19 protein-coding genes and 1 riboswitch are annotated in these 21,734 nt (G+C 69.1%); of the genes, 16 read left to right on the top strand and 3 right to left on the bottom strand.

Annotated elements, in window-relative coordinates; all coding sequences use genetic code 11:
* The first annotated feature begins 46 nt into the window (after positions 1-46).
* The 12 genes from pheS to argH all read left to right on the top strand — a co-directional run bounded on the left by pheS (position 47) and on the right by argH (position 15,495).
* Positions 47-1,087: a phenylalanine--tRNA ligase subunit alpha gene (pheS, locus tag LQZ85_RS17435; RefSeq protein ID WP_053096893.1), complete on the top strand. Its 1,041-nt coding sequence runs from the start codon at positions 47-49 to the stop codon at positions 1,085-1,087.
* On the top strand, positions 1,087-3,591 hold the full coding sequence (gene pheT / locus LQZ85_RS17440; RefSeq protein WP_056280160.1) for a phenylalanine--tRNA ligase subunit beta: 2,505 nt from the start codon (positions 1,087-1,089) through the stop codon (positions 3,589-3,591). Before pheS ends, pheT begins: the two co-directional genes overlap by 1 nt.
* 132 nt (positions 3,592-3,723) lie before the next feature.
* Positions 3,724-4,440 (top strand): DUF402 domain-containing protein, encoded by a 717-nt coding sequence (locus LQZ85_RS17445; RefSeq protein WP_162253868.1) that lies wholly within the window; start codon positions 3,724-3,726, stop codon positions 4,438-4,440.
* A gap of 62 nt (positions 4,441-4,502) precedes the next feature.
* Positions 4,503-5,465: an NAD-dependent epimerase/dehydratase family protein gene (locus tag LQZ85_RS17450; protein ID WP_056280166.1), complete on the top strand. Its 963-nt coding sequence runs from the start codon at positions 4,503-4,505 to the stop codon at positions 5,463-5,465.
* A 21-nt stretch (positions 5,466-5,486) separates the two neighbouring features.
* Positions 5,487-5,580, top strand: a riboswitch (TPP riboswitch).
* Positions 5,571-6,419, top strand: a complete 849-nt coding sequence (thiM, locus tag LQZ85_RS17455; protein ID WP_082586709.1) for a hydroxyethylthiazole kinase — start codon at positions 5,571-5,573, stop codon at positions 6,417-6,419. Its footprint overlaps the riboswitch before it by 10 nt.
* A complete protein-coding gene (thiD, locus tag LQZ85_RS17460; RefSeq protein WP_230101262.1) occupies positions 6,416-8,566 on the top strand; it encodes a bifunctional hydroxymethylpyrimidine kinase/phosphomethylpyrimidine kinase in 2,151 nt (716 codons plus the stop codon). Before thiM ends, thiD begins: the two co-directional genes overlap by 4 nt.
* A gap of 244 nt (positions 8,567-8,810) precedes the next feature.
* Positions 8,811-9,863: an N-acetyl-gamma-glutamyl-phosphate reductase gene (gene argC, locus LQZ85_RS17465; protein WP_056280172.1), complete on the top strand. Its 1,053-nt coding sequence runs from the start codon at positions 8,811-8,813 to the stop codon at positions 9,861-9,863.
* On the top strand, positions 9,860-11,017 hold the full coding sequence (argJ, locus tag LQZ85_RS17470; RefSeq protein WP_056280175.1) for a bifunctional glutamate N-acetyltransferase/amino-acid acetyltransferase ArgJ: 1,158 nt from the start codon (positions 9,860-9,862) through the stop codon (positions 11,015-11,017). The genes argC and argJ overlap by 4 nt, the downstream gene beginning before the upstream one ends.
* Entirely contained in the window at positions 11,014-11,931 is a 918-nt protein-coding gene (argB, locus tag LQZ85_RS17475; RefSeq protein ID WP_053096875.1) for an acetylglutamate kinase, read from the top strand. Before argJ ends, argB begins: the two co-directional genes overlap by 4 nt.
* Positions 11,928-13,139, top strand: a complete 1,212-nt coding sequence (locus LQZ85_RS17480) for an acetylornithine transaminase (protein WP_230101263.1) — start codon at positions 11,928-11,930, stop codon at positions 13,137-13,139. Before argB ends, LQZ85_RS17480 begins: the two co-directional genes overlap by 4 nt.
* Positions 13,136-14,065, top strand: coding sequence for an ornithine carbamoyltransferase (gene argF / locus LQZ85_RS17485; RefSeq protein ID WP_056280178.1), 930 nt, complete (start codon positions 13,136-13,138; stop codon positions 14,063-14,065). Before LQZ85_RS17480 ends, argF begins: the two co-directional genes overlap by 4 nt.
* A complete protein-coding gene (gene argH, locus LQZ85_RS17490; RefSeq protein ID WP_056280181.1) occupies positions 14,065-15,495 on the top strand; it encodes an argininosuccinate lyase in 1,431 nt (476 codons plus the stop codon). Before argF ends, argH begins: the two co-directional genes overlap by 1 nt.
* 50 nt (positions 15,496-15,545) lie before the next feature.
* On the opposite strand, the gene LQZ85_RS17495 is transcribed toward argH, so the two are convergent.
* Positions 15,546-16,145 (bottom strand): DUF1349 domain-containing protein, encoded by a 600-nt coding sequence (locus LQZ85_RS17495; RefSeq protein WP_053096868.1) that lies wholly within the window; start codon positions 16,143-16,145, stop codon positions 15,546-15,548.
* A gap of 59 nt (positions 16,146-16,204) precedes the next feature.
* Here LQZ85_RS17495 and LQZ85_RS17500 point away from each other — a divergent pair, with 59 nt between their 5' ends.
* The 4 genes from LQZ85_RS17500 (at position 16,205) to LQZ85_RS17515 (ending at position 19,940) form a co-directional block, all read left to right on the top strand.
* The gene (locus tag LQZ85_RS17500) at positions 16,205-16,849 is read left to right on the top strand and encodes a SatD family protein (RefSeq protein WP_056280183.1); all 645 of its coding nucleotides are present in this window, start codon (positions 16,205-16,207) and stop codon (positions 16,847-16,849) included.
* Entirely contained in the window at positions 16,846-17,694 is an 849-nt protein-coding gene (locus LQZ85_RS17505) for a hypothetical protein (RefSeq protein WP_056280186.1), read from the top strand. Before LQZ85_RS17500 ends, LQZ85_RS17505 begins: the two co-directional genes overlap by 4 nt.
* A gap of 52 nt (positions 17,695-17,746) precedes the next feature.
* The gene (gene tyrS, locus LQZ85_RS17510) at positions 17,747-19,048 is read left to right on the top strand and encodes a tyrosine--tRNA ligase (protein ID WP_082586687.1); all 1,302 of its coding nucleotides are present in this window, start codon (positions 17,747-17,749) and stop codon (positions 19,046-19,048) included.
* Positions 19,049-19,142: 94 nt separating this feature from the next.
* Complete coding sequence (locus LQZ85_RS17515) at positions 19,143-19,940, top strand: DUF4184 family protein (protein ID WP_056280191.1); 798 nt, start codon at positions 19,143-19,145, stop codon at positions 19,938-19,940.
* On the opposite strand, the gene LQZ85_RS17520 is transcribed toward LQZ85_RS17515, so the two are convergent.
* Both LQZ85_RS17520 and LQZ85_RS17525 read right to left on the bottom strand, forming a co-directional pair.
* On the bottom strand, positions 19,925-21,271 hold the full coding sequence (locus LQZ85_RS17520) for a CoA transferase (RefSeq protein WP_230101264.1): 1,347 nt from the start codon (positions 21,269-21,271) through the stop codon (positions 19,925-19,927). The two genes, LQZ85_RS17515 and LQZ85_RS17520, sit on opposite strands and share 16 nt — an antisense overlap.
* Before the next feature lie 270 nt (positions 21,272-21,541).
* Positions 21,542-21,734, bottom strand: a 193-nt coding sequence (locus tag LQZ85_RS17525; protein WP_230101265.1) for a hypothetical protein, incomplete at its 5' end; no start/stop codon positions are given.

A 21,734-nucleotide genomic window follows, 5' to 3' on the forward strand; every position in this document is an offset into this window, starting at 1 on the left:
TCCACCGGCGCGGGGCGACCGCCTCGCGCCGGTAGACTCCTGTCTCGTGTCTGAGTCTCCCGAAATCACCCCGGAAGCGGTCGAAGCCGCCGTGGCGGCCGCGCTCGAAGCGATCGCCGCAGCCGCCGATACGACCGAACTGAAAGCCGCTCGCGCCGCGCACGTCGCCGACGGATCGCCGCTCGCCGTCCTGAACGCCTCGATGCGTCAGGTCGCCCCCGAGAACAAGGCCGCCTTCGGCAAGCTCGTCGGCCAGGGCCGCGGTCAGGTCACCAAGGCCCTCGCCGCCAAGGAGGAGGAGCTCGCCGCCGCGGAGGTCGCTGAGCGCCTCGAGGCCGAGCGGCTGGACATCACGGCGATACCCTCGCGCACACGCGTCGGCGCCCGGCATCCGCTGACCCTGCTGAGCGAGCAGATCTCGGACATCTTCGTGGGCATGGGCTGGGAGATCGCGGAAGGACCCGAGCTCGAGCACGAGTGGTTCAACTTCGACGCTCTGAACTTCGACGTCGACCACCCCGCCCGTCAGGAACAGGACACCTTCTACGTCGACCCGCCGTCGCGCCACCTCGTCATGCGCACGCACACGAGCCCCGTGCAGGTGCGCTCGATGCTCGATCGCGAGGTGCCGATCTACGTGCTCTGCCCCGGCCGCGTGTACCGCACCGACGAGTTCGACGCGACGCACCTCCCCGTCTTCACCCAGTTCGAAGGACTCGTCGTCGACAAGGGCATCTCGATGGCGCATCTCAAGGGAACGCTCGACCACGTCGCGCGTCAGCTCTTCGGCCCCGAGGCCAAGACGCGCTTCCGCACGAACTTCTTCCCCTTCACCGAGCCGTCGGCCGAGCTCGACCTCTGGCACCCCACCTTCAAGGGCGGCGCCCGTTGGATCGAGTGGGGCGGCTGCGGCATGATCAACCCGAACGTGCTCCGCGCGGCGGGGATCGATCCCGACGTCTACAGCGGCTTCGCGTTCGGAATGGGCGTCGAGCGGGGACTCATGTTCCGCAGCGATGTGCAGGACATGCGGGACATGGCAGAGGGCGATGTCCGTTTCAGCGAGCAGTACGGGATGGTGGTGTGATGCGCGTCCCGCTTTCGTGGCTGCGTGAGTACGTCGATCTGGCAGCGGATACGACACCGGAAGACGTCCTCGCAGCGCTCGTGACCGTCGGATTCGAGGAGGAGGACGTCCACCGCTTCGAGATCTCGGGTCCCGTCGTCGTCGGACAGGTCGTCTCGCTCGAGGCCGAGCCGCAGTCCAACGGCAAGACGATCAACTGGTGCCAGGTCGATGTCGGTGAGGCGAACGGCGGAATCCGTGGAATCGTCTGCGGCGCGCACAACTTCGTCGCGGGTGACAAGGTCGTCGTGACGCTTCCCGGTGCAGTGCTGCCGGGGCCGTTCCCGATCGCCGCCCGCAAGACCTACGGGCACGTGTCCGACGGCATGATCGCCTCTGCGCGTGAGCTGGGGCTCGGCGACGAACACAACGGCATCCTCGTCCTCGCGGACCTCGGTATCGATGCACCCGTCGGCACAGACGCCATCAGCCTGCTCGGACTCGACGATGTCGCGGTCGAGATCAACGTCACGCCCGACCGCGGGTACGCGTTCTCGCTGCGCGGTGTCGCCCGTGAGTACTCCCACGCGACCGGAGCACCGTTCCGCGACCCGGCCGAGCGCGACTTCACCGAGCTCCAGCCGGGCGCCGGTCACACGGCGATCGTCGACGATGCAGCCCCCGTACGCGGCCGCGTCGGCGCCAGCGAGTTCGTCACGCGCGTCGTCCGAGACGTCGACCCCGCGCGGCCGACCCCGCCGTGGATGATCGCGCGGCTGTCGCTCGCCGGCATGCGCTCGCTCGGCATCCTGATCGACATCACCAACTACGTGATGCTCGAATTGGGGCAGCCGCTGCACGGGTACGACCTCGACAGGCTCTCCGGTGGCATCACCGTGCGTCGTGCGACGGCCGGTGAGACGATGACGACCCTCGACGGCCAGGAGCGGAAGCTCCACGTCGAGGACCTCCTGATCACCGATGAGTCGGGTCCGATCGGTCTCGCCGGCGTCATGGGCGGCGGCACGACCGAGATGAGCGACACGACGCACAACGTGCTGATCGAGGCCGCGACCTTCGACCCTGTGACGATCGCCCGCACCGCACGCCGTCACAAGCTGCCCAGCGAGGCATCCAAGCGGTTCGAGCGCGGTGTCGACCCGCTCGTGCCGTTCGTGGCAGCCCGCCGTGCAGCCGACCTGATGGTCGAATTCGCCGGCGGCACGCTCACCGACGAGGGCGGCGCTCTGTTCGCCGAGGTGTTCGTCGCGGACATCGACCTCCCGCGCGGATTCGTGCAGGGGCTCATCGGCGTCGACTACTCCGACGACGAGATCGTCGGCGCGCTCACGACCATCGGCGCAGAGGTCTCCGGGTCGAATGCCGGGTGGACCGTGATCCCGCCGACCTGGCGTCCCGACCTCACCGACAAGTGGTCTCTCGCCGAAGAGGTCGCTCGCATCCACGGTCTCGACCGCATCCCGTCCGTGCTGCCGACGCCGCCGTCCGGCCGCGGTCTCACCTCACACCAGCAGGGTCGTCGCCGCGTCGCCGACGCGCTGGCGGCTGCCGGTCTCGTCGAGACGCCCTCGTTCCCCTTCACGACGGAGGCGGAGAACGACCTGCACGGCTCGGCGTCGGGAGAGCATCTGCCCAGCATCCGGCTCGCGAACCCGCTCGACGGCTCCGCTCCGTTCCTGCGTCGATCGCTGATCCCCGGGCTTCTGCAGACCGCGCACCGCAACATCTCGCGCGGCCTCACGGACCTCGCGCTGTTCGAGACCGGAGTCGTGTTCCTGCCCGAGCCGAGTGTCGAGTACGGCACGGACGAGGTGCCGCCGCTCGGCGAGCGTCCGTCGGACGACACGCTCGCCGAACTGAACGCGTCGATCCCACCGCAGCACCGTCATGTCGCGGCGCTGTTCACGGGCAACGTCGTGACCAAGCAGCCGGGACGCGCCGCGGAGCCCTACGGGCTCTCCGAGGCGCTCGACGCCGCCAGAGTCATCGCGGCTGCAGCCGGAGTCGACCTCGATGTGGTGCAGGGGCAGCGCGCGGCGCTGCACCCCGGACGCACCGGCGTGCTCTCCGTCGGCGACGTCGAGATCGGCTACGTCGGCGAACTCCACCCCGAGGTCGCCGCCGGAGCAGACCTTCCCGGTCGTGCCACCGTGCTCGAGCTCGACCTCGACGAGGTCATCGCGCTCGGCGGGAACCGTGCGGTCGCCGCCTCGCTGTCGACGTTCCCCGCTGCGACACAGGACGTGTCGCTGGTGGTCGGCGCTGATGTGCCGGCGGGCGACGTGCGCGCTGCGCTCACCGAGGGCGCCGGTGCGCTTCTCGAGTCGATCCGCCTCGTCGACGACTACCGGGGGGACGGCGTCGCGGATGGTCAGAAGAGTCTCACCTTCGCGCTGCGCTTCCGCGCGGACGACCGCACGCTCACCGCAGCCGAGGCGACAGAGGCGAAGCTCGCGGGTGTCTCTGTCGCAGCTGAGCGCTTCGACGCGACCCTGCGCGACTGAAGCTCCGCCTGAACCGACCCGCACGCGGACCGCACTCGAACGGTGCGGTCCGCGTGCGCGTGCTCTCTCGGGATGCTGCCGACGCCGCCGAGCCGACCTGAGCGCGGTGGACCTGCGAGGTACCGTGTCGGGATGAGCATCCTGCCCCACAGCACTCCCGCGGCGGTTCCCGATGGTGTCCGACCGATGGGTGAAGCGCCGTTCCTCGAACCCGGCGACCAGATCTCCTGGCACTACCGCAAGCCCGGCTGGCAGCCCGGCGATGCGTCGACCATCACGCCCATGCGGGTGGTCCGCGACGATGAACGCGGTCTGGTGGCATGGCTCGCTCCGGGCACGCTCCAGGAGGGGCAGGGTACTCCGGCGGGCGAGCGCATCCGGACCGTTCCGCTCGAGCGTCGGTGGCTCGATCCGCGTACCCGGATCGTGGAGGAGTGGTGGGGCAACGGCATCCTCCGCATCGCTCCGGCCGGTGCGGCGTGGTCGGTGTGGCTGTTCTGGAGCGATGTGAGCGGTCCCGAGTGGGAGTTCGCCGGGTGGTACGTGAATCTCGAGAACGCGCATCTGCGCACCGACCGCGACACGTATTCATCGGATCACATCCTCGACGTGGAGATCCAGGCGGACGGTCAGGTGCACCTCAAGGACGAGGACGAGGTGATCGCGGCCGTCGAGCAGGGACGTCTCACCTCTGAGCAGGCCGCGCAGATCGAACGACACGCGGACGCGGCGATCGAGTCCTTCCATCACGGTGACTGGCCGTTCGACGCCGAATGGCGCTACTGGCGCCCGGATCCCTCGTGGACGGTCCCGGAACTGTCCGGCCTGTCGGATCTTCGCACGAGCTGACCGGCATCCGCCCTGAGCGGAAGACCCTTCCCCTCGCGCGGCGAAGATGGTGGCATGGGGTCATGACGGATGTTCTGATCCTCGGCGGCACCGGCTGGCTGTCCGGCCGCATCGCCAGACGGCTGCTCCTGAGCGGGGCGACGGTGATGTGCCTGGCGCGCGGAGGACGACCGTCTCCGGAGGGCGCGAGCCTGGTGCTGGCCGATCGTGACGCCAGGGACGCCTACGATGCGGTGTCCGGTCGGGAGTGGGATCACGTGATCGACGTCTCGTCGAACGCGGCCCACGTCTCCGCTGCGGTCGCGACACTCGGTGAGCGAGCGGGCCGCTGGACGTACGTCTCGTCGATGTCGGCATACTCCGACGAGGAGACGGTCGGTGCAGACGAGTCGGCGACGCTGCATCCGCCGGCTGAGAGGGGAGACGACGAGTACGGCCGGCAGAAGGTGGCCGCCGAGGACGCTGTCCGTGCACTCGGCGACCGCACCCTGATCGTGCGCCCGGGATTGATCGTCGGGGCGGACGACCCGAGTGATCGTTTCGGGTATTGGGCTGCCGCTTTTCTGCGTGCCGAGGACGGCCCGGTGCTGCTTCCGCCTGTCGAGGAGCGCGACGTGCAGGTGATCGACGTCGACGACCTGTCCGAGTTCGTCGCCACCACGGGGGCCACCGGCGTGATCAACACGATCGGCGATCGGCATCGGCTGAGCGAAGTCCTCGACGCCGTGCGCAGACGTGCGGGGCACCGGGGAGACACGGTCGCGGCATCTGACGCCTGGCTCGTCGAGCACGGTGTGGCGTATTGGGCGGGGGAGCGGTCGCTGCCGCTGTGGCTGCCGAGCGAGATGACCGGATTCATGACCAGGTCGAACGCCCGCTACCGCGCGGCAGGAGGTCGGCTTCGTCCGCTCGACGAGACGATCGCCGCCGTGGTCGATGACGAGCAGGCGCGCGGCGTCGATCGGGACCGGCGGGCAGGGCTCACTCGCGCCGACGAACTCGCGCTGTTGCAGCTGATCGACTGATCGGGGCCTCGCTAGACTGCGATCAGTGACACGGGGTGCCGCATCCGCGGCTGAGAACAGACCCGTCGAACCTGATCTAGTTCGTACTAGCGAAGGGATGTCGCGTTGAGCGATCGTCTGCGTCCTGACTCCGAATCGACCTTGGCCACCTCGGCGGCTGAGCTCCTGACAGGGCTGCGCGACAGCCCACCCTTGACCCATTGCATCACCAACAGCGTCGTCACGGGCTTCACCGCGAACGTGCTGCTCGCCCTCGGCGCGGCGCCGGCGATGGTCGACATCGTCGGTGAGGCGGGGATGTTCGCCGGGGTGGCCTCCGGGGTGCTGATCAACCTCGGTACGCCGACTCCGGAGCAGCGTGCGGCGAGCCGTGAAGCCGCGGCAGGAGCCCTCGCCGCAGGTACTCCGTGGGTGCTGGATCCCGTCGCGATCGGCGCGCTGCCGGTGCGCACGGCACTCGCGCACGAGCTGGCCGACGCACGCCCCACGGCGATCAGGGGGAACGCCTCGGAGATCCTCGCCCTCGCGGGGCTCAGCGCTGGGGGGCGCGGCGTCGATGCGACGGACACGACCGATGCCGCGGCCGAAGCGGCACTCGCACTCGCTTCGCGGCACGGCGCGGTGGTCGCGGTGTCGGGACCGGTCGACCTGGTGACGGATGGAGCACGATTGCTCCGCATCGCGAACGGTCATGAACTGCTCACCCGTGTCACCGGCGGCGGATGCGCGCTGGGTGCCGTCATGGCGGCGTTCCTCGGTGCGGCGCGCTCGACGGCTGCGGATCCGCTCACCGCCGTCTCGGCGGCGAGCCTCGTGTACACGATCGCCGCCGAGCGTGCCGCGGCGCGGGCCGCGGGCCCCGGCAGCTTCGCCGTCGCACTGCTCGACGCGCTCGCCGCCGTGCAGCCGGAGGACCTCGCCCTCGCCGCGCGTGTGCAGGAGCACGCGCTGTGATCGCGGACCTCTCCCTCTATCTCGTCACGGATCCCACCCTCTGCGGCGCGCGGGGCGTCGCGGAGACGGTGCGACTCGCCGTCGACGGGGGCGTGCGCATCGTCCAGCTGCGCGACAAGGGCGCGACGGATGCCGAGACCGCCGATCAGTTGATCGAGCTCTCTCGGGTGATCGACGGCCGTGCACTGCTCGTGGTGAACGACCGCGTCGAGGCGGCGCTGATCGCTCGCGCCAGGGGAGCGCGGGTCGACGGCGTGCACCTCGGCCAAGGCGACGTATCGGTGCTGCGGGCACGCGAGCGGCTGGGACCCGAGGCGATCATCGGGTTGACGGCGAACACGTCGGAGCATCTCGACGCCGTGGCCGCGCTGCCGGCGGGAACGGTCGACTATCTCGGCGTCGGCGTGATCCGTCCCACCGCCACCAAGCCGGATCACCCGCCGGCCCTGGGAATCGACGGCTTCGGTGCGCTCGCCGCGAGGACCGCACTGCCATGCGTCGCCATCGGCGGCGTGGGAATCGACGACATCGAGCGCCTTCGGGATGCGGGTGCGGCGGGGCTCGCCGTCGTCTCCGCCATCTGCGCCGCCGTCGATCCGACGAGGACGGCCCGGGCATTCCTCAGCCGATGGAGGGCTTCGGGCACACCTCGCGTGCTCAGCATCGCGGGGAGCGACCCGTCGGGCGGGGCGGGGATCCAGGCCGATCTCAAGTCGATCGCCGCGAACGGGGGCTATGGCATGGCGGCTGTCACGGCGCTCACGGCGCAGAACACCAGGGGAGTCCGAGCGGTGCACGTGCCTCCTGCCGAGTTCCTCCGGCAGCAGCTCGATGCCATCTCGGACGACATCGTCATCGACGCGGTGAAGATCGGGATGCTGGCGAACACGGAGGTGATCGCCACCGTCGCCGCCTGGCTCGACGCCGTCCGTCCGCCGATCGTCGTGCTCGACCCGGTCATGGTCGCGACCAGCGGTGATCGCCTTCTCGATGAGGATGCCGAGCGCGCACTCCGCGGGCTCCTCGAGCGCGCTCATGTCGTGACGCCCAACCTCGCCGAGCTCGCCGAGCTCTCCGATCGTCCGATCACGGGGTGGGACGACGCGCTCGAGGCCGGGGCCGAGCTCTCCGCCCGCATCGGCGGGGCGGTGCTCGTCAAGGGAGGGCACCTCGACGGCGACGACGTTCCGGACGCGTTGATCGATGTCGCCGGAGGCGTCAGACACGGCTATCCCGGGTCGCGCATCATGACACACAACACGCACGGCACCGGATGCTCGCTGTCGTCGGCCCTCGCCACCCGCCTCGCCGGAGGGGAGTCCCCTGTCGACGCGGTGGAATCGGCGAGGACCTGGCTGCGGGAATCCCTGAGGCAGAGCGATGCGCTCGACATCGGCAGCGGTCACGGACCGGTGAACCACTTCGGCGGCCTCTGGCGACGAGGGGGACTCGAGGCCGCACCCGACCGTGCCGACCTCCGCGATCGGTGGTGGGACCGGATCGCGCACGTGCGGGCCGACATCGACGAGCTGTCCTTCATCCGCGCTCTGGCCGACGGGACTCTCGACCGCGAACGGTTCCTCTTCTACCTCCGACAGGACGCCCTCTATCTCCGGGAGTACGCCCGAGTGCTCGCAGCGGCCGCGCGGATCGCGCCCACACCGCACGAGCAGGCGTTCTGGGCTCAGTCGGCGCAGGGGGCGATCACCGGAGAGCTCGAGCTCCATGCATCGTGGCTGGCGCCGGGCGCGGGAGTGGAAGCGGCGACCTTCGCCGTCGATCCGGCGCCTGCGACCGTCGCGTACCTCGACCACCTGCGCTCCGTGGCCTTCGGCGGCGACTACGCCGAGCTCATCGCGGCCGTGCTGCCGTGCTTCCGGCTGTACACCGATCTCGGAACCCGCCTGCACGCGGGGGAGTTCGACGCGTACGCCCGAGACCCGCAGCATCCCTACGCATCGTGGCTCGCGACATATGCCGATCCCGCGTTCGAGAAGGCGACGGAGCAGGCGATCGACCATGTGATGCATGCGGCGACGGAGTCGGATGCCGCGGGGCGGCGACGGATGCTCCGCGCCTTCGAGGTCTCCAGCGCGCACGAACTCGCCTTCTTCGCGGCGCCGGCACTCCGCGCGTCCGGCGGATGACGGACCGGATTTGCGCATGCCGCGACGAGCGCGCTATCGTCGCGGCATGCCTTCGGCCGCCACCGCTCCTCTGACGCTCGTTCCGAGCGTCATCGCCGTGCGCCGACGCCGCAGCGGCCGCCGACTCTAGGCGACCCTGCGCTTCTGCCTGCGTACGCACGGCGGTCGAGTGCCGGTGTCGCCGCCCCGGTTCCCGACACTCCACCCCGCGTTCGCCGAGGGGTCCGACCGTTAAGGTAGAAGAATGACGTACTCCGTCGCCGTCTCCGGCGCATCCGGCTACGCGGGCGGCGAGATCCTGCGCCTCCTCGCGTCTCATCCCGACATCGAGATCCGCACGGTGACGGCGCACTCGAACGCCGGTCAGCCGCTCGTGCAGCATCAGCCGCACCTGCGGTCGCTCGCACACCTCACCCTGCAGGACACCACGCCCGAGACGCTCGCCGGGCACGACATCGTCTTCCTCGCTCTGCCGCACGGGCAGTCCGGGCAATACACCGACGCGCTCGGCGACACGCCGCTCGTGATCGACGCGGGAGCGGACCACCGACTGACGTCGCAGGATTCCTGGGACGCGTTCTACGGCGGCGACTTCCACGAACCGTGGGCCTACGGCGTTCCCGAGCTGCTCGTCGGCGGTGTCAAGCAGCGCGAGAGGCTGCGCGAGGCGAAGCGCATCGCCGCTCCCGGCTGCAACGCCTCGACCGTGAGCCTGAGCCTGGCCCCCGGGGTCGCCGCAGGGGTGATCGACGCGGGGGACATCGTCTCGGTGCTCGCCGTCGGCCCGTCCGGAGCGGGGAAGAGCCTCAAGACCAACCTGCTCGCCGGCGAGATCCTCGGCACAGCCAATCCCTACGCGGTCGGGGGCACGCACCGGCACATCCCGGAGATCCGCCAGGCGCTCGCCGCGGCATCCGGCTCCCCAGCCGACGGCATCCGCATCTCGTTCACGCCTGTGCTGGTTCCGATGTCGCGGGGCATCCTCGCCACCTCGACCGCGCCGATCGTCGGCGATGTCAGCGATGCGGAGATTCGCGCCGCCTGGGAGGACGCCTACCGCGACGAGACCTTCGTGCAGTTGCTGCCCGCCGGTCAGTTCCCGCGCACGGCCGATGTCCTCGGTGCGAACACCGCCCTGATCGGTCTCGCGATCGATCGCGCGGCGAACCGCGTGACGGTGGTCACCGCGGTCGACAACCTCGTCAAGGGCACCGCCGGCGCTGCCGTCCAATCCATGAACCTCGCGCTGGGGCTGCCCGAGTCCCGCGCCCTCTCAGTGAACGGAGTCGCGCCGTGAGCGTCACCGCCCCCGCAGGATTCGAAGCGGCCGGAGTCGCCGCAGGTCTCAAATCGACCGGAAAGCCCGATGTCGCCGTCGTGGTCAATCGTGGCCCGCGCAAGGTCGGTGCGGCTGTGTTCACCAGCAACCGCGCCAAGGCGAACCCCATCATCTGGTCGCAGCAGGCCGTCGCCGATCGTGTGGTCGAGGCCGTCGTGCTGAACTCCGGAGGCGCGAACTGCTTCACCGGCAGCTTCGGCTTCCAGACGACGCACCAGACCGCAGAGAAGGCGGCCGAGCTGCTCGGCGTCGGCGCCGGCGACGTGCTCGTGTGCTCGACCGGCCTCATCGGAGTCGGAGACGAGGTCTTCCGCGCGAAGGTCCTCTCGGGCACCGAACAGGCGATCGCCGAGCTGTCGACAGACGGCGGCGATGTCGCGGCCGAGGCCATCATGACCACCGACAGCGTGTCGAAGACCGCCGTGGTCAGCCGAGACGGCTGGACCATCGGCGGCATGGCCAAGGGAGCGGGCATGCTCGCTCCCGGGCTCGCCACGATGCTCGTCGTCATCACGACGGATGCCGTGCTCGAGCCTCTCGAGGCGGATGCGGCGCTGCGATTCGCCACCGGCACGACGTTCGACCGCCTCGATTCGGACGGATGCATGTCGACCAACGATCAGGTCACACTGCTCGCGAACGGCGCTTCCGAGGTGGTGCCCGACCTCAAGGACTTCTCCGCCGCGCTGGCAGAGCTATGCCAGGAGCTCGCGGTCAAGCTGCAGGGCGATGCCGAGGGGGCCAGCCACGACATCACCATCGAGGTGCAGCACGCCGCGACCGAGGCGGAGGCGGTCGAGGTCGGCCGCTCCGTCGCGCGCAACAATCTCTTCAAGGCCGCCATCTTCGGCAACGACCCCAACTGGGGGCGGGTGCTCGCAGCGATCGGCACCACGAACGCCCAGTTCGACCCGTACGACGTCGACGTCTGGATGAACGGCGTCCGGGTGTGCAGCGAGGGCGGCCCCGACCGTCCGCGCGAGGAGGTCGACCTCACTCCGCGTGCCACGCATCTCGTGATCGATCTCAAGGTCGGCGATGCCACCGCGACGATCCTCACGAACGACCTCACCCACGATTACGTGCACGAGAACAGCGCCTACGCCTCATGACCGACATTCAGGACACCACCCCGGACGTCGCCGCCGTGAAGGCCGCGACGCTCATCGAGTCGCTCCCGTGGCTGAAGAAGTTCCGCGACCAGATCGTCGTCGTCAAGTACGGCGGCAATGCGATGGTCTCCGACGAGCTGCAGGAGGCGTTCGCACAGGACATCGCGTACCTGCGCTACGTCGGCGTGCTGCCGGTCGTCGTGCACGGCGGCGGACCGCAGATCTCCGACATGCTCCAGCGACTCGAGATCCCGAGCGAGTTCAAGGGCGGCTACCGGGTCACCAACACCGAGGCGATCAGCGTCGTGCGCATGGTCCTCACGGGCCAGGTGAACCCGCAGCTCGTCTCGAAGATCAACTCGCACGGTCCGATCGCCACCGGGTTGAGCGGGGAGGACGCCGGCCTGTTCGGTGGTCGTCGTCGCGGTGTCGTGATCGACGGCGAGGAGATCGACCTCGGACGCGTCGGCGACGTCGTGGAGGTCGACCCGACGCCCGTGCTCGATCACCTCGCGGCGGGACGCGTGCCCGTCGTCTCGAGCATCGCGCCCGACCTCGATCACCCCGGCCAGTCGCTCAACGTGAACGCGGATGCCGCGGCGGCCGCCCTCGCCGTGGCGCTCAACGCTCGCAAGCTCGTCATCCTCACCGACGTGCCGGGGCTCTATGCCGACTGGCCCAACCGCGACTCGCTCGTGTCGCACCTCACCTCGGAGGCTCTCATCGAGATGCTGCCGACACTCGAATCCGGCATGATCCCGAAGATGAAGGCCTGCCTGGATGCGATCGAAGGCGGCGTTGATGCCGCCGCGATCATCGACGGACGCGTGCCGCACTCGGTGCTCGTCGAACTCTTCACCAGCAAGGGAATCGGAACTGAAGTGGTCTTGGGAAGCGCAGGGATGAACGCATGAGCAACTGGCAGGATGACGCAGCGAGCGATCTGGTCCTCAACGCGGGCCCGCGCCTGGCGATGCTGACACGAGGCGAGGGGTCCTACCTCTGGGACTCCGAGGGCAAGCGCCACCTCGACTTCCTCGCCGGCATCGCGGTGACCTCGCTCGGTCACGCGCACCCGGTGTTCGTCGAGGCCGTGTCGAGACAGGCCGCGACTCTCGCGCACGTGTCGAACTACTTCGCGACGCCCTGGCAGCTCGCGCTCGCCGCACGGCTGAAGCGCCTCGCGGGCGCCGGGATCGACGGCCGCGTGTTCTTCTCGAACTCCGGCGCCGAGGCGAACGAAGCGGCGTTCAAGCTCGCCCGACTCCACGGGGGAACGGACAAGCCGCGCATCCTCGCGCTCGAGAACGGATTCCACGGGCGCACCATGGGGTCACTCGCGCTGACGGCCAAGGCCGCGATGCGCGCGCCGTTCGAGCCGATGCCCGGAGGAGTGGAGCACATCCCGGCGACCGTCGAGGCTCTGGAAGCCGCGATCGATGACCGGGTCGCCGCCGTCATCGTGGAGCCGATCCAGGGCGAGGCCGGCGTGGTCGAGCTTCCGGACGGCTATCTGCAGGCCGCCCGTTCGCTCACGCTGAAGCACGGGGCGCTGCTGATCGTCGACGAGATCCAGACGGGTGCCGGACGCACGGGGGCCTGGTTCGGCTTCAGCCACGAGGGCATCACTCCCGACGCGATCACGCTCGCGAAGGGCATCGGCGGAGGCTTCCCGATCGGCGCTCTCGTCACCTACGGTGCGGCGAGCTCGCTCTTCACGCCGGGTTCGCACGGATCGACGTTCGGCGGCAACCCGCTGGCCACCGCCGTGGCCGACGCCGTGCTCACCGAGATCGAGAACGCCGGACTCGTCGAGAACGCTGCGCGTCGCGGCGAGGAGATCCGACAGATCATCGCGGACATCGACTCGCCCCTCGTCACGGGAGTGCGTGGCCGAGGGCTCCTCATCGGAGTGGCACTCGGCGCCCCCGTCGCGAACGACGTGGTCGCCGCCGCTCAGGAGCGCGGCCTCATGGTGAACGCAGCCAACCCCGAGACGGTGCGCATCGCCCCGGCTCTCACGATCGGAGACGCTGAACTCGCCGAGTTCCGCAAGCTCTTCGCCGATTCGCTCGCTGACGTACAGACATCCCTCGCCGAATCCGGAAAGGCCCTCGCATGACCCGCCACCTGCTGCGTGACGACGATCTGACCCCCGCCGAGCAGGCGGAGATCCTCGATCTCGCCATCGAGCTGAAGAAGGACCGCTGGGCGAACAAGGCTCTCGCCGGTCCCCAGACGGTCGCGGTGATCTTCGACAAGTCGTCCACCCGCACCCGCGTCTCCTTCGCGGTGGGCATCGCCGACCTCGGCGGCACGCCGCTGATCATCTCGACCGCGAGCAGCCAGCTCGGCGGCAAGGAGACGCCGTCCGACACCGCGCGGGTTCTCGAGCGCCAGGTCGCGGCGATCGTCTGGCGCACCTATGCGCAGGCGGGGCTCGAAGAGATGGCCGCCGGCACCACGGTGCCAGTCGTCAACGCCCTCTCGGACGACTTCCACCCGTGCCAGCTGCTCGCCGACCTGCTCACGATCCGAGAGCACAAGGGCGAGCTCAAGGGGCTGACCCTGACGTTCTTCGGCGACGGGCAGAGCAACATGGCGCACTCCTACGCACTGGCCGGTGTCACTGCCGGCATGCATGTGCGCATCGCGTCACCTGCGGAGTACGCCCCGCGCGCCGACGTCGTCGAGGCGGCCGACCGCCGGGCTGCGGAGACCGGCGGCTCGATCACGCTGTTCACGGATGCGGTCGAGGCTGCGGCCGGCGCCGACGTGGTGGTCACCGACACCTGGGTGTCGATGGGCAAGGAGGAGGAGAAGCTCGCGCGCATCCGCGATCTCGGCGGCTACAAGGTGACCCCCGAGACGATGGAGATCGCCGATTCCGAGGCCATCTTCATCCACTGCCTTCCCGCCGACCGCGGCTACGAGGTGGACTCCGAGGTCATCGACGGACCGCAGAGCGTCGTCTGGGATGAGGCCGAGAACCGTCTCCACGCGCAGAAGGCCCTGCTCGTCTGGCTGCTCGGCAAGAAGGACGCGTGATGGTCGACTCGAAGAACGAAGGCACGAACGAAGGCGCACTGTGGGGCGCCCGCTTCGCGAGCGGGCCGTCGCCCGAGCTCGTCGAGCTCAGCAGATCGACGCATTTCGACTGGATCCTCGCCCCGTACGACATCGCGGGCTCGCATGCGCACGCGACGGCGCTCGCGGCTGCCGGCTACCTCGAACCTGCTGAGGCGGCCAGGATGCATGAGGGGCTCGATGCCGTGGCGCGCAAGGTCGCCGACGGCACGCTGCAGCCCGTCCCCTCCGATGAGGACGTGCACGGTGCGCTCGAGCAGGCGCTGATCGCCGAGCTCGGTCCCGAACTGGGCGGACGCCTGCGCGCCGGACGCAGCCGCAACGATCAGATCGCCACTCTCGTGCGCATGTACCTGATCGATCACGCTCGAGTGATCGCGCGCGACATCCTCCGTGTCATCGACGCGCTCGTCGCGCAGGCCGAGGCCCACCCCGACGCGATCCTCCCCGGCCGCACGCATCTGCAGCACGCGCAGCCGGTGCTCCTCGCGCACCACCTCCAGGCCCATGGCTGGCCGCTCGTGCGCGAGCTCGAGCGTCTCGTCGACTGGCGTCGTCGCGCAGGCGTCTCGCCGTATGGCGGGGGAGCGCTCGCGGGCTCGACCCTCGGACTCGATCCTGCGCTGGTCGCATCGGAACTCGGACTCGATCGACCGGCGGAGAACTCGCTCGACGGCACCGCGGCACGCGACGTCGTCGCCGAGTTCGCCTTCATCGCGGCGATGACGGGTGTCGACATCTCGCGTCTGAGCGAGGAGATCATCCTCTGGAACACACGTGAGTTCGGCTTCGTCACGCTGCACGACGGGTACTCGACGGGGTCGAGCATCATGCCGCAGAAGAAGAACCCCGACATCGCGGAGCTCGCTCGCGGAAAGTCGGGGCGCCTGATCGGCAATCTGTCGGGGCTCATGGCGACGCTCAAGGGCCTCCCGTTGGCCTATAACCGCGACCTGCAGGAGGACAAGGAGCCGGTCTTCGATTCGGTCCAGACCCTCGAGGTCGTCCTTCCCGCGTTCGCCGGCATGATCGCGACGCTGCGCTTCGACACCGAGCGGATGGCGGCACTCGCCCCCCAGGGATTCTCGCTCGCGACCGATGTCGCCGAGTGGCTCGTGAAGCGCCGGGTGCCGTTCCGCGACGCGCACGAGATCTCGGGCGCGCTCGTGCGGGCCTGCGAAGAACAGGGGATCGGTCTCGAGGACGCTTCCGACGAGCTGCTGCTCTCGGTCTCTCCGCATCTGGTCCCCGAGGTGCGTGAGGTTCTCACGATCGAGGGTTCCGTGGCATCGCGCGCCGGAGCCGGGGGAACGGCTCCCGTCCGAGTCGCCGAGCAGCGTGCCGAGCTCGTCGCCAGAGCCCAGGCTGCGGCGCACGCCCTGGGCCTGTAGTCGGTTGTGCACCGCCGGTCGACGCGATGTGCGGCGACCGGCGGGGCACCTCAGTGCAGCGCGACGTCGGCGGTCGACCTCGTCCACCGGGTGAAGCGCACGACGAGTCCCGCGCGCGTCGGACCGGCGAGGAACGGGCCGGCGGATGCAGCGGCGTCGCCGGTGAACGGAGCGACGCGAACCAGTCGCCAGTCCTCGTCGTCCGCGCGTGCGCGCACGATCACCGCGTCCGGCCACCGGCTCACGCGGACGGTGATCTCTCGGCCGTGCCAGTCGTCGACGTATCCGACGGACCAGTCGGAGCGGATGTCGGTGACGACGGCGCCGAGTCCGAGGTGCTCGTCGGCGTACTCGATGCCCGCTTTGATCCAGTGCTCGTCGTCGATGCGCACGAAGACTCCTGCCTGGTCGAACTGGCCGTCCCATGGCGCGCGGAATGAGACGTCCATCGCCTCGCCCACGGCCAGGGGAGCCAGCAGCGCGTGCTCGGTGTCGTGGACGAATCCGTACGCCGTGTGTCGCCAGGCGTCGCTGCCTTCCGCGGCGGTCACGTCCAGGTGCTCGACCCCGTCGGCGGAGATCGTGGTGAGTGCGGCGGGTGAGTGGGTCCAGGAACCTTCGTCCCACCGGATGATGTCTGATTCAGGCATGTTCCAAGTATATAACCTAATAGGGCATAAATAACAGTTATTCGTGATACGGTTATCACATGGTCATCGCCGTACTCGCCGACATCGTGGGATCGCGCAAGCTCGACGATCGCACGGCGGCGCAGCGCGTGCTCGATGACACGATCGCTCGGGTGGAGGCCGACCTGCCTCTGGCACATCACCCGCTCACCCCCACGGTGGGGGATGAGCAGCAGGGTGTCTATCTTCGGCTCGAAGACGCTATGGTGTCCCTTCTCATGATCCAGCTCGCTCTTCCCGACGGCATCGCCTTCCGTTTCGGCATCGGGATCGGCGAGGTGCGCACCGTCGACTCCGTCCACGGCGAGCTCGCCGACGGGCCGGGGTGGTATGCGGCGCGCGCGGCGATCGAGACCGTCCACGCGAGAGAGGCACGCACCGTGCCGCGCACCCGGATCTGGATTGTCGGAGCCCCGGGGCAGGATGAGGTCATGGAGAGCGTGATCGCAGCATCGAACGCCTACCTCCTCGTCCGTGACGAGCTGGTCGGCGCCATGAACGAGCGCGAGCGCCGCCTCACCTACGGACGGATGGTCGGCAGATCGCAGCACGACCTCGCCGCCGAAGAGGGCATCTCGCAGCCCAGCGTCTCGAAGTCGTTGCGCAACGCCGGCAGCGCCGCACTCATCGAAGGTGCGATCACGCTGAGGGGAGCGAGCGCATGATCGTCGCCGGATTCATCCTGCTCGCGGTCGGATCCGCCGATCTCGTCCGCCAGTTCGCTCCGCATCGATGGGCCGGGTACCTGACGGTGGCCGTGATGTTCCTGCTGCTCGGCAGCGTGAGCGACGCGCTGCTGCCCATGCTCGCAGGGCTCGTGGTCGGAGCGATCTGGGTCTGGTGCATGCCGTCGGAGCGCCGCGCACCGCTCGGGTTCTGGCCCGCGGTGCTGCTCGGTCTCGTGAGCATCGGATCGGTCGTATGGCTGGGGGCGCGCACTGATGCCGGCCTGATCGGCACCGTGTGGAACCTCCGTTCACCGTTCGGCGACGTCCCGTTCGATCTTGCGATCCTGACGCTCGGCACCGGGGTCTTCCTCCTGGAGTCGGCGAACCTCGTGGTGCGCGCGGCGCTCGACGGTGAGCACACCTGGCGACCGGCTGAACTGCGTCGATCGGCGATGCGCGACGAGGTCGACGCGGAACCTGCGGCGCCCGAGGCCACCACGCCCGGCGACGCGATCGGCGGCAGGGAGTCGACCGACGCCACGATGGCGGACAAGCCCGGCCGACCGGATGAAGCCACGGCTCTGCGCGACCCGCGCGCGGGATTCAAGGGCGGTCGACTGATCGGCCCGCTCGAGCGCGTCCTGGTGATGCTGCTCACCCTGGCTGCGGCGTATCCGATCCTCGCCGCGATGCTGGCGGCGAAGGGGATCGTGCGCTTCCCTGAGATCTCCCGCGACGGTGAGACAGGTGCCAGGGCCGAGTACTTCCTCGTCGGCAGTCTCGTCAGCTGGGTCATCGGGTTGGGCGCGGCGTTCCTCGTGTGGTGGGCGGCACACACCTGATCCACGGCGGCCCGGCGATTCACCGACCCTCACCGCTGATAGCCTGGGGCGCGTGTCGAATTCCGCTCTGACGACCGCCCCGCCGGCGATCGACCCCACGTTCGAGAACGTGTGGGACGAACTGCTGTGGCGCGGCCTCGTCCACGTGTCCACTGACCAGGAGGCGCTGCGCGCCCTTCTCGCCGGGGACCCGATCACGTATTACTGCGGCTTCGATCCGACTGCTCCCAGCCTGCATCTGGGCAACCTGGTGCAGCTGCTGACGTTGCGTCGCATCCAGCTCGCCGGCCACAAGCCGCTCGGTCTCGTCGGCGGCTCCACCGGTCTGATCGGCGACCCGCGCCCCACGGCCGAGCGCACGCTCAACACTCGCGAGACCGTCGAGGAGTGGGTGGGACGCCTGCGGACGCAGGTCGAGCGCTACCTGAGCTTCGAGGGCGAGAACGCCGCCCGCATCGTCAACAATCTCGATTGGACGGCGCCGCTGTCGGCGATCGACTTCCTGCGGGAGATCGGCAAGCACTACCGCGTCGGGACCATGCTCAAGAAGGATGCGGTCGCCGCGCGACTGAACTCCGACGAGGGCATCAGCTACACGGAGTTCAGCTACCAGATCCTGCAGGGGATGGACTTCCTCGAGCTCTACCGTCAGTACGACTGCGTCCTGCAGACCGGCGGCTCCGACCAATGGGGGAACCTGACCAGCGGCACCGACCTCATCCGTCGTGCCGAGGGTGCGTCGGCGCACGCGATCGGCACACCGCTGATCACGAACAGCGACGGGACCAAGTTCGGCAAGAGCGAGGGGAACGCCATCTGGCTCGACCCCGAGATGTGCAGTCCGTACCGGATGTACCAGTTCTGGCTGAGCACCGCGGATGCCGACGTGATCGGCAGGCTGAAGGTCTTCACCTTCCTCACCCGCGCCGAGATCGAGGAGTACGAGGCGCTGGTCGAGTCCGAGCCCTTCCGTCGCGCCGCACAGAAGCGTCTCGCGCTCGAGGTCGTCGCCACCGTGCACGGCATCGATGCGGCCGCTGCGGTGATCGCGGCATCCGAGGCCCTGTTCGGACAGGGCGACCTGACTGCCCTCGACGCGTCGACCTTGCGCACAGCGCTCGAAGAGCTGCCGAACGCGACGGTCGATTCCGGGTCATCGGTGGTCGATGCGCTCGTCGCCACGGGATTGGTCTCCAGCTCGTCCGAAGCGCGACGCGCGATCAGCCAGGGTGGAGTGTCGCTCGACGGATCGCGTGTGGAAGACGATGCAGCCACCGTCAAGGGATCTCTGCCCGGTGGGGTTTCTGTGCTCCGTCGCGGCAAGAAGACCCTCGCAGGTGTCTTCCTCGCGTGAACATCCGACCCTGATCGCCTGACGGCGGTCGTCTGAGAGTCCTCGGACGGCCGCCGTCACGCTTCCACCGTTCACACTCGACAGGAGCCTGCCGATGCCGTTCACGCCGAGTCATGCAGTGGTCGCCCTCCCGTTCATCCGCACGCCGCTCGTGCCCGCTGCGATCGCGATCGGCGCCATGACGCCCGACCTTCCGCTGTTCATCCGCGGGGTCGGCCTGCCGTACTCGTTCACCCACTCATTCGGCAACGTCGTGTGGACCGCGCTGGTCGCTTTCGTGCTGTTCCTGCTGTGGCGCGTCGTGCTGCGCCCGGCCGTCGGTGAGCTCTCTCCGCTCTGGCTGGCTCGCCGGGTTCCTGTCGACTGGTCGCAGTCCGGCGTCGAAGCGGCCCGAGCCGCCGTCGGCGTCGGTGCTCGAGATCGGCTGTACCCGGCGATGCTCGCGGCATCGCTGGTGCTGGGAGTGCTGTCGCACATCGTCTGGGATCTCTTCACGCACGAGGGGCGTTGGGGCGTCGATGTGCTTCCCGCGCTCGACGATGTGTGGGGGCCGTTCATCGGATACAAGTGGCTGCAGTACGGCTCGAGCGTGATCGGCCTGCTCGTGATCGGTATCTGGGGGATTCTCCGGGTGAACCGCGCTGTTCCCCGCGAACGAGTGGATCGCGTGCTGCCGTCGGGCGTCCGAATCGCCTGGTGGCTGTCACTTCCCGTGGTGCTGATCACGGCGTGGGCCCTCGGCTACGCCGGCTACGGGCCGTTCACCGAGGAGTTCACCTACCGGCATCTGGCCTACCGGATGCTGCCGCCGGCGTGCGCCCTGTGGGGTGTGCTCACTTTCGTGCTCTGTCTGTCGCTGCCGGTGTTCCGGCGCATTCACCAGCGCGGCTGATCGGATCCCCAGCGATGGGGGGCGGCGAGATCGAGGCCGGGAAGCGCCGATCGTGCCGTGGTGATCGTCTGCCCTGCGACGTCGAACGTCGCGGTGTGGGCGGCGAGGTCCAGCACCCGTTCCCGCTCCGACGCCGGTACCGATCGCGATCCCGAGGACCGTGGCATCCCGAGAAGCTCGGCGGCCATTCGACGCAGCGACGTGCGCACCACCCAGCCACCACCTTCTCGACGGCGCCGCTCGAGCAGCGAGATGATCGAGGCTGCGAGCAGGTACCCGGCACTGTGATCGAGGGCCTGCGCGGGGAGGACCCCCGGGCGGTCGCCGTCCGGCGTCTCGATCATGGCGATCCCGGACTCCGCTTGCACCAGACTGTCGAACCCTGCGCGAGAGGGGTGGTCGTCGCCCCACGCACTGAGCTCCGCGATCACCAGACTCGGGTGCCGCTCGATCAGGGCGGATGCGGAGAGGCCGAGTCGCGCGAGGGCTGCCGGTCGGTACCCGAGGACGACGACGTCAGCCTCGGCGAGCAGCTGGTCGAAACGCTCGGTTCCGGCGTCGAGCAGCGTCGATCGCTTCCCGTGACCGGTGTCGAAGTGCTGCCACTCGGGCTCGGGCAGCTGCGGGGGATCGACGCGCAGCACGTCTGCTCCCAGCAGTGCGAGCGTGCGGGTGCAGACGGGACCGGCGATCACCCGGGTGAGATCGAGCACGCGGGTGCCGGTGAGTGGTGCACGACGATCGTCGCCGTCTCGCCGGCGCGGCTCCTCGCCGCTCGGGGAGGGCATCCGATCGACCTGGAGCAGGGGAGCGGACCGCAGCTGAGCGTCGTGGATGGGGTTCTCCGGCAGCACGGGCACGGCGAGTCCGCCCGCATCGACGATCCGATCGACAGCGTCGGCGGCCGACTGAGTCAGGATGGCCGCTCGGACGTCTTCGCCCGCTGCGTCGATTCCGAGCCCGAGACCGGTCAGAAGGCGCATCGCGTGGTGGGGGTAGTTGCCATGGGTGCGGATCCACCCGTCGGACGCCCGGAAGAATCCCGAGTACGGAGACCAGACATCGGGGGCGCGTCCGTCGACGGTGAGCACCCGATCGCTCCGGTACGCGACGGCGATGCGATCGGGGTCGGGGAGGGAGTCGACGCCGGCCGCCAGACACACGGCCCGAACGCTCGCCCAGGCCAGATCCGCCGTCGCGAGGCGCGACTCGAGAGGCACGGCGTGAACGAAGGGGGCGCCGGAATCGACCTCCACCGGCGCGAGCCCGAGGGCGGACCACACGCGGTCCAACAGAGCAGCGGAGGGGGCGCGATTCGGCAGCTGGGTCACGCTGCGATCGTACTCGTGGCGGCGATCTCGGCGGAATACCGGCGCTGGACTGGGAAAAGTGTTGCCACCTGGTGCGGCGACACGCCCGGGGGTGGTGGCCCGATTTGCCAGAACCCCAGAACCCACGTAACTTATTACTTGTTCGCCCCACAGGGAAGCGGAGGAGCCGAGAGCTTCACCCCCCTCAAGCGGAGAACCACCTCCCGATCCACTCACTTGTGAGAACAGGCGCCTGCGTCTAGGATGGGAGATCCACCCCATCTGCGGCTGTCAAGAGCTGCGCAGCGGATCCAAGATCCGCGCGGCGCGCTGATTTGACAAGCGGGACGGGATGGCTAAGATAGAGAAGTTGCCCTTCGGGCCTGGTTGTGATGACTGGGTCGTGGGAGCATCCGATCCTTGAGAACTCAACAGCGTGCACTTGTCAAATGCCAAATAACCTCGATTCAGCTTCGGCTGGATG

The sequence above is a fragment of the Microbacterium sp. Bi98 genome (assembly GCF_918698045.1).
Classification (GTDB): Bacteria; Actinomycetota; Actinomycetes; order Actinomycetales; family Microbacteriaceae; genus Microbacterium.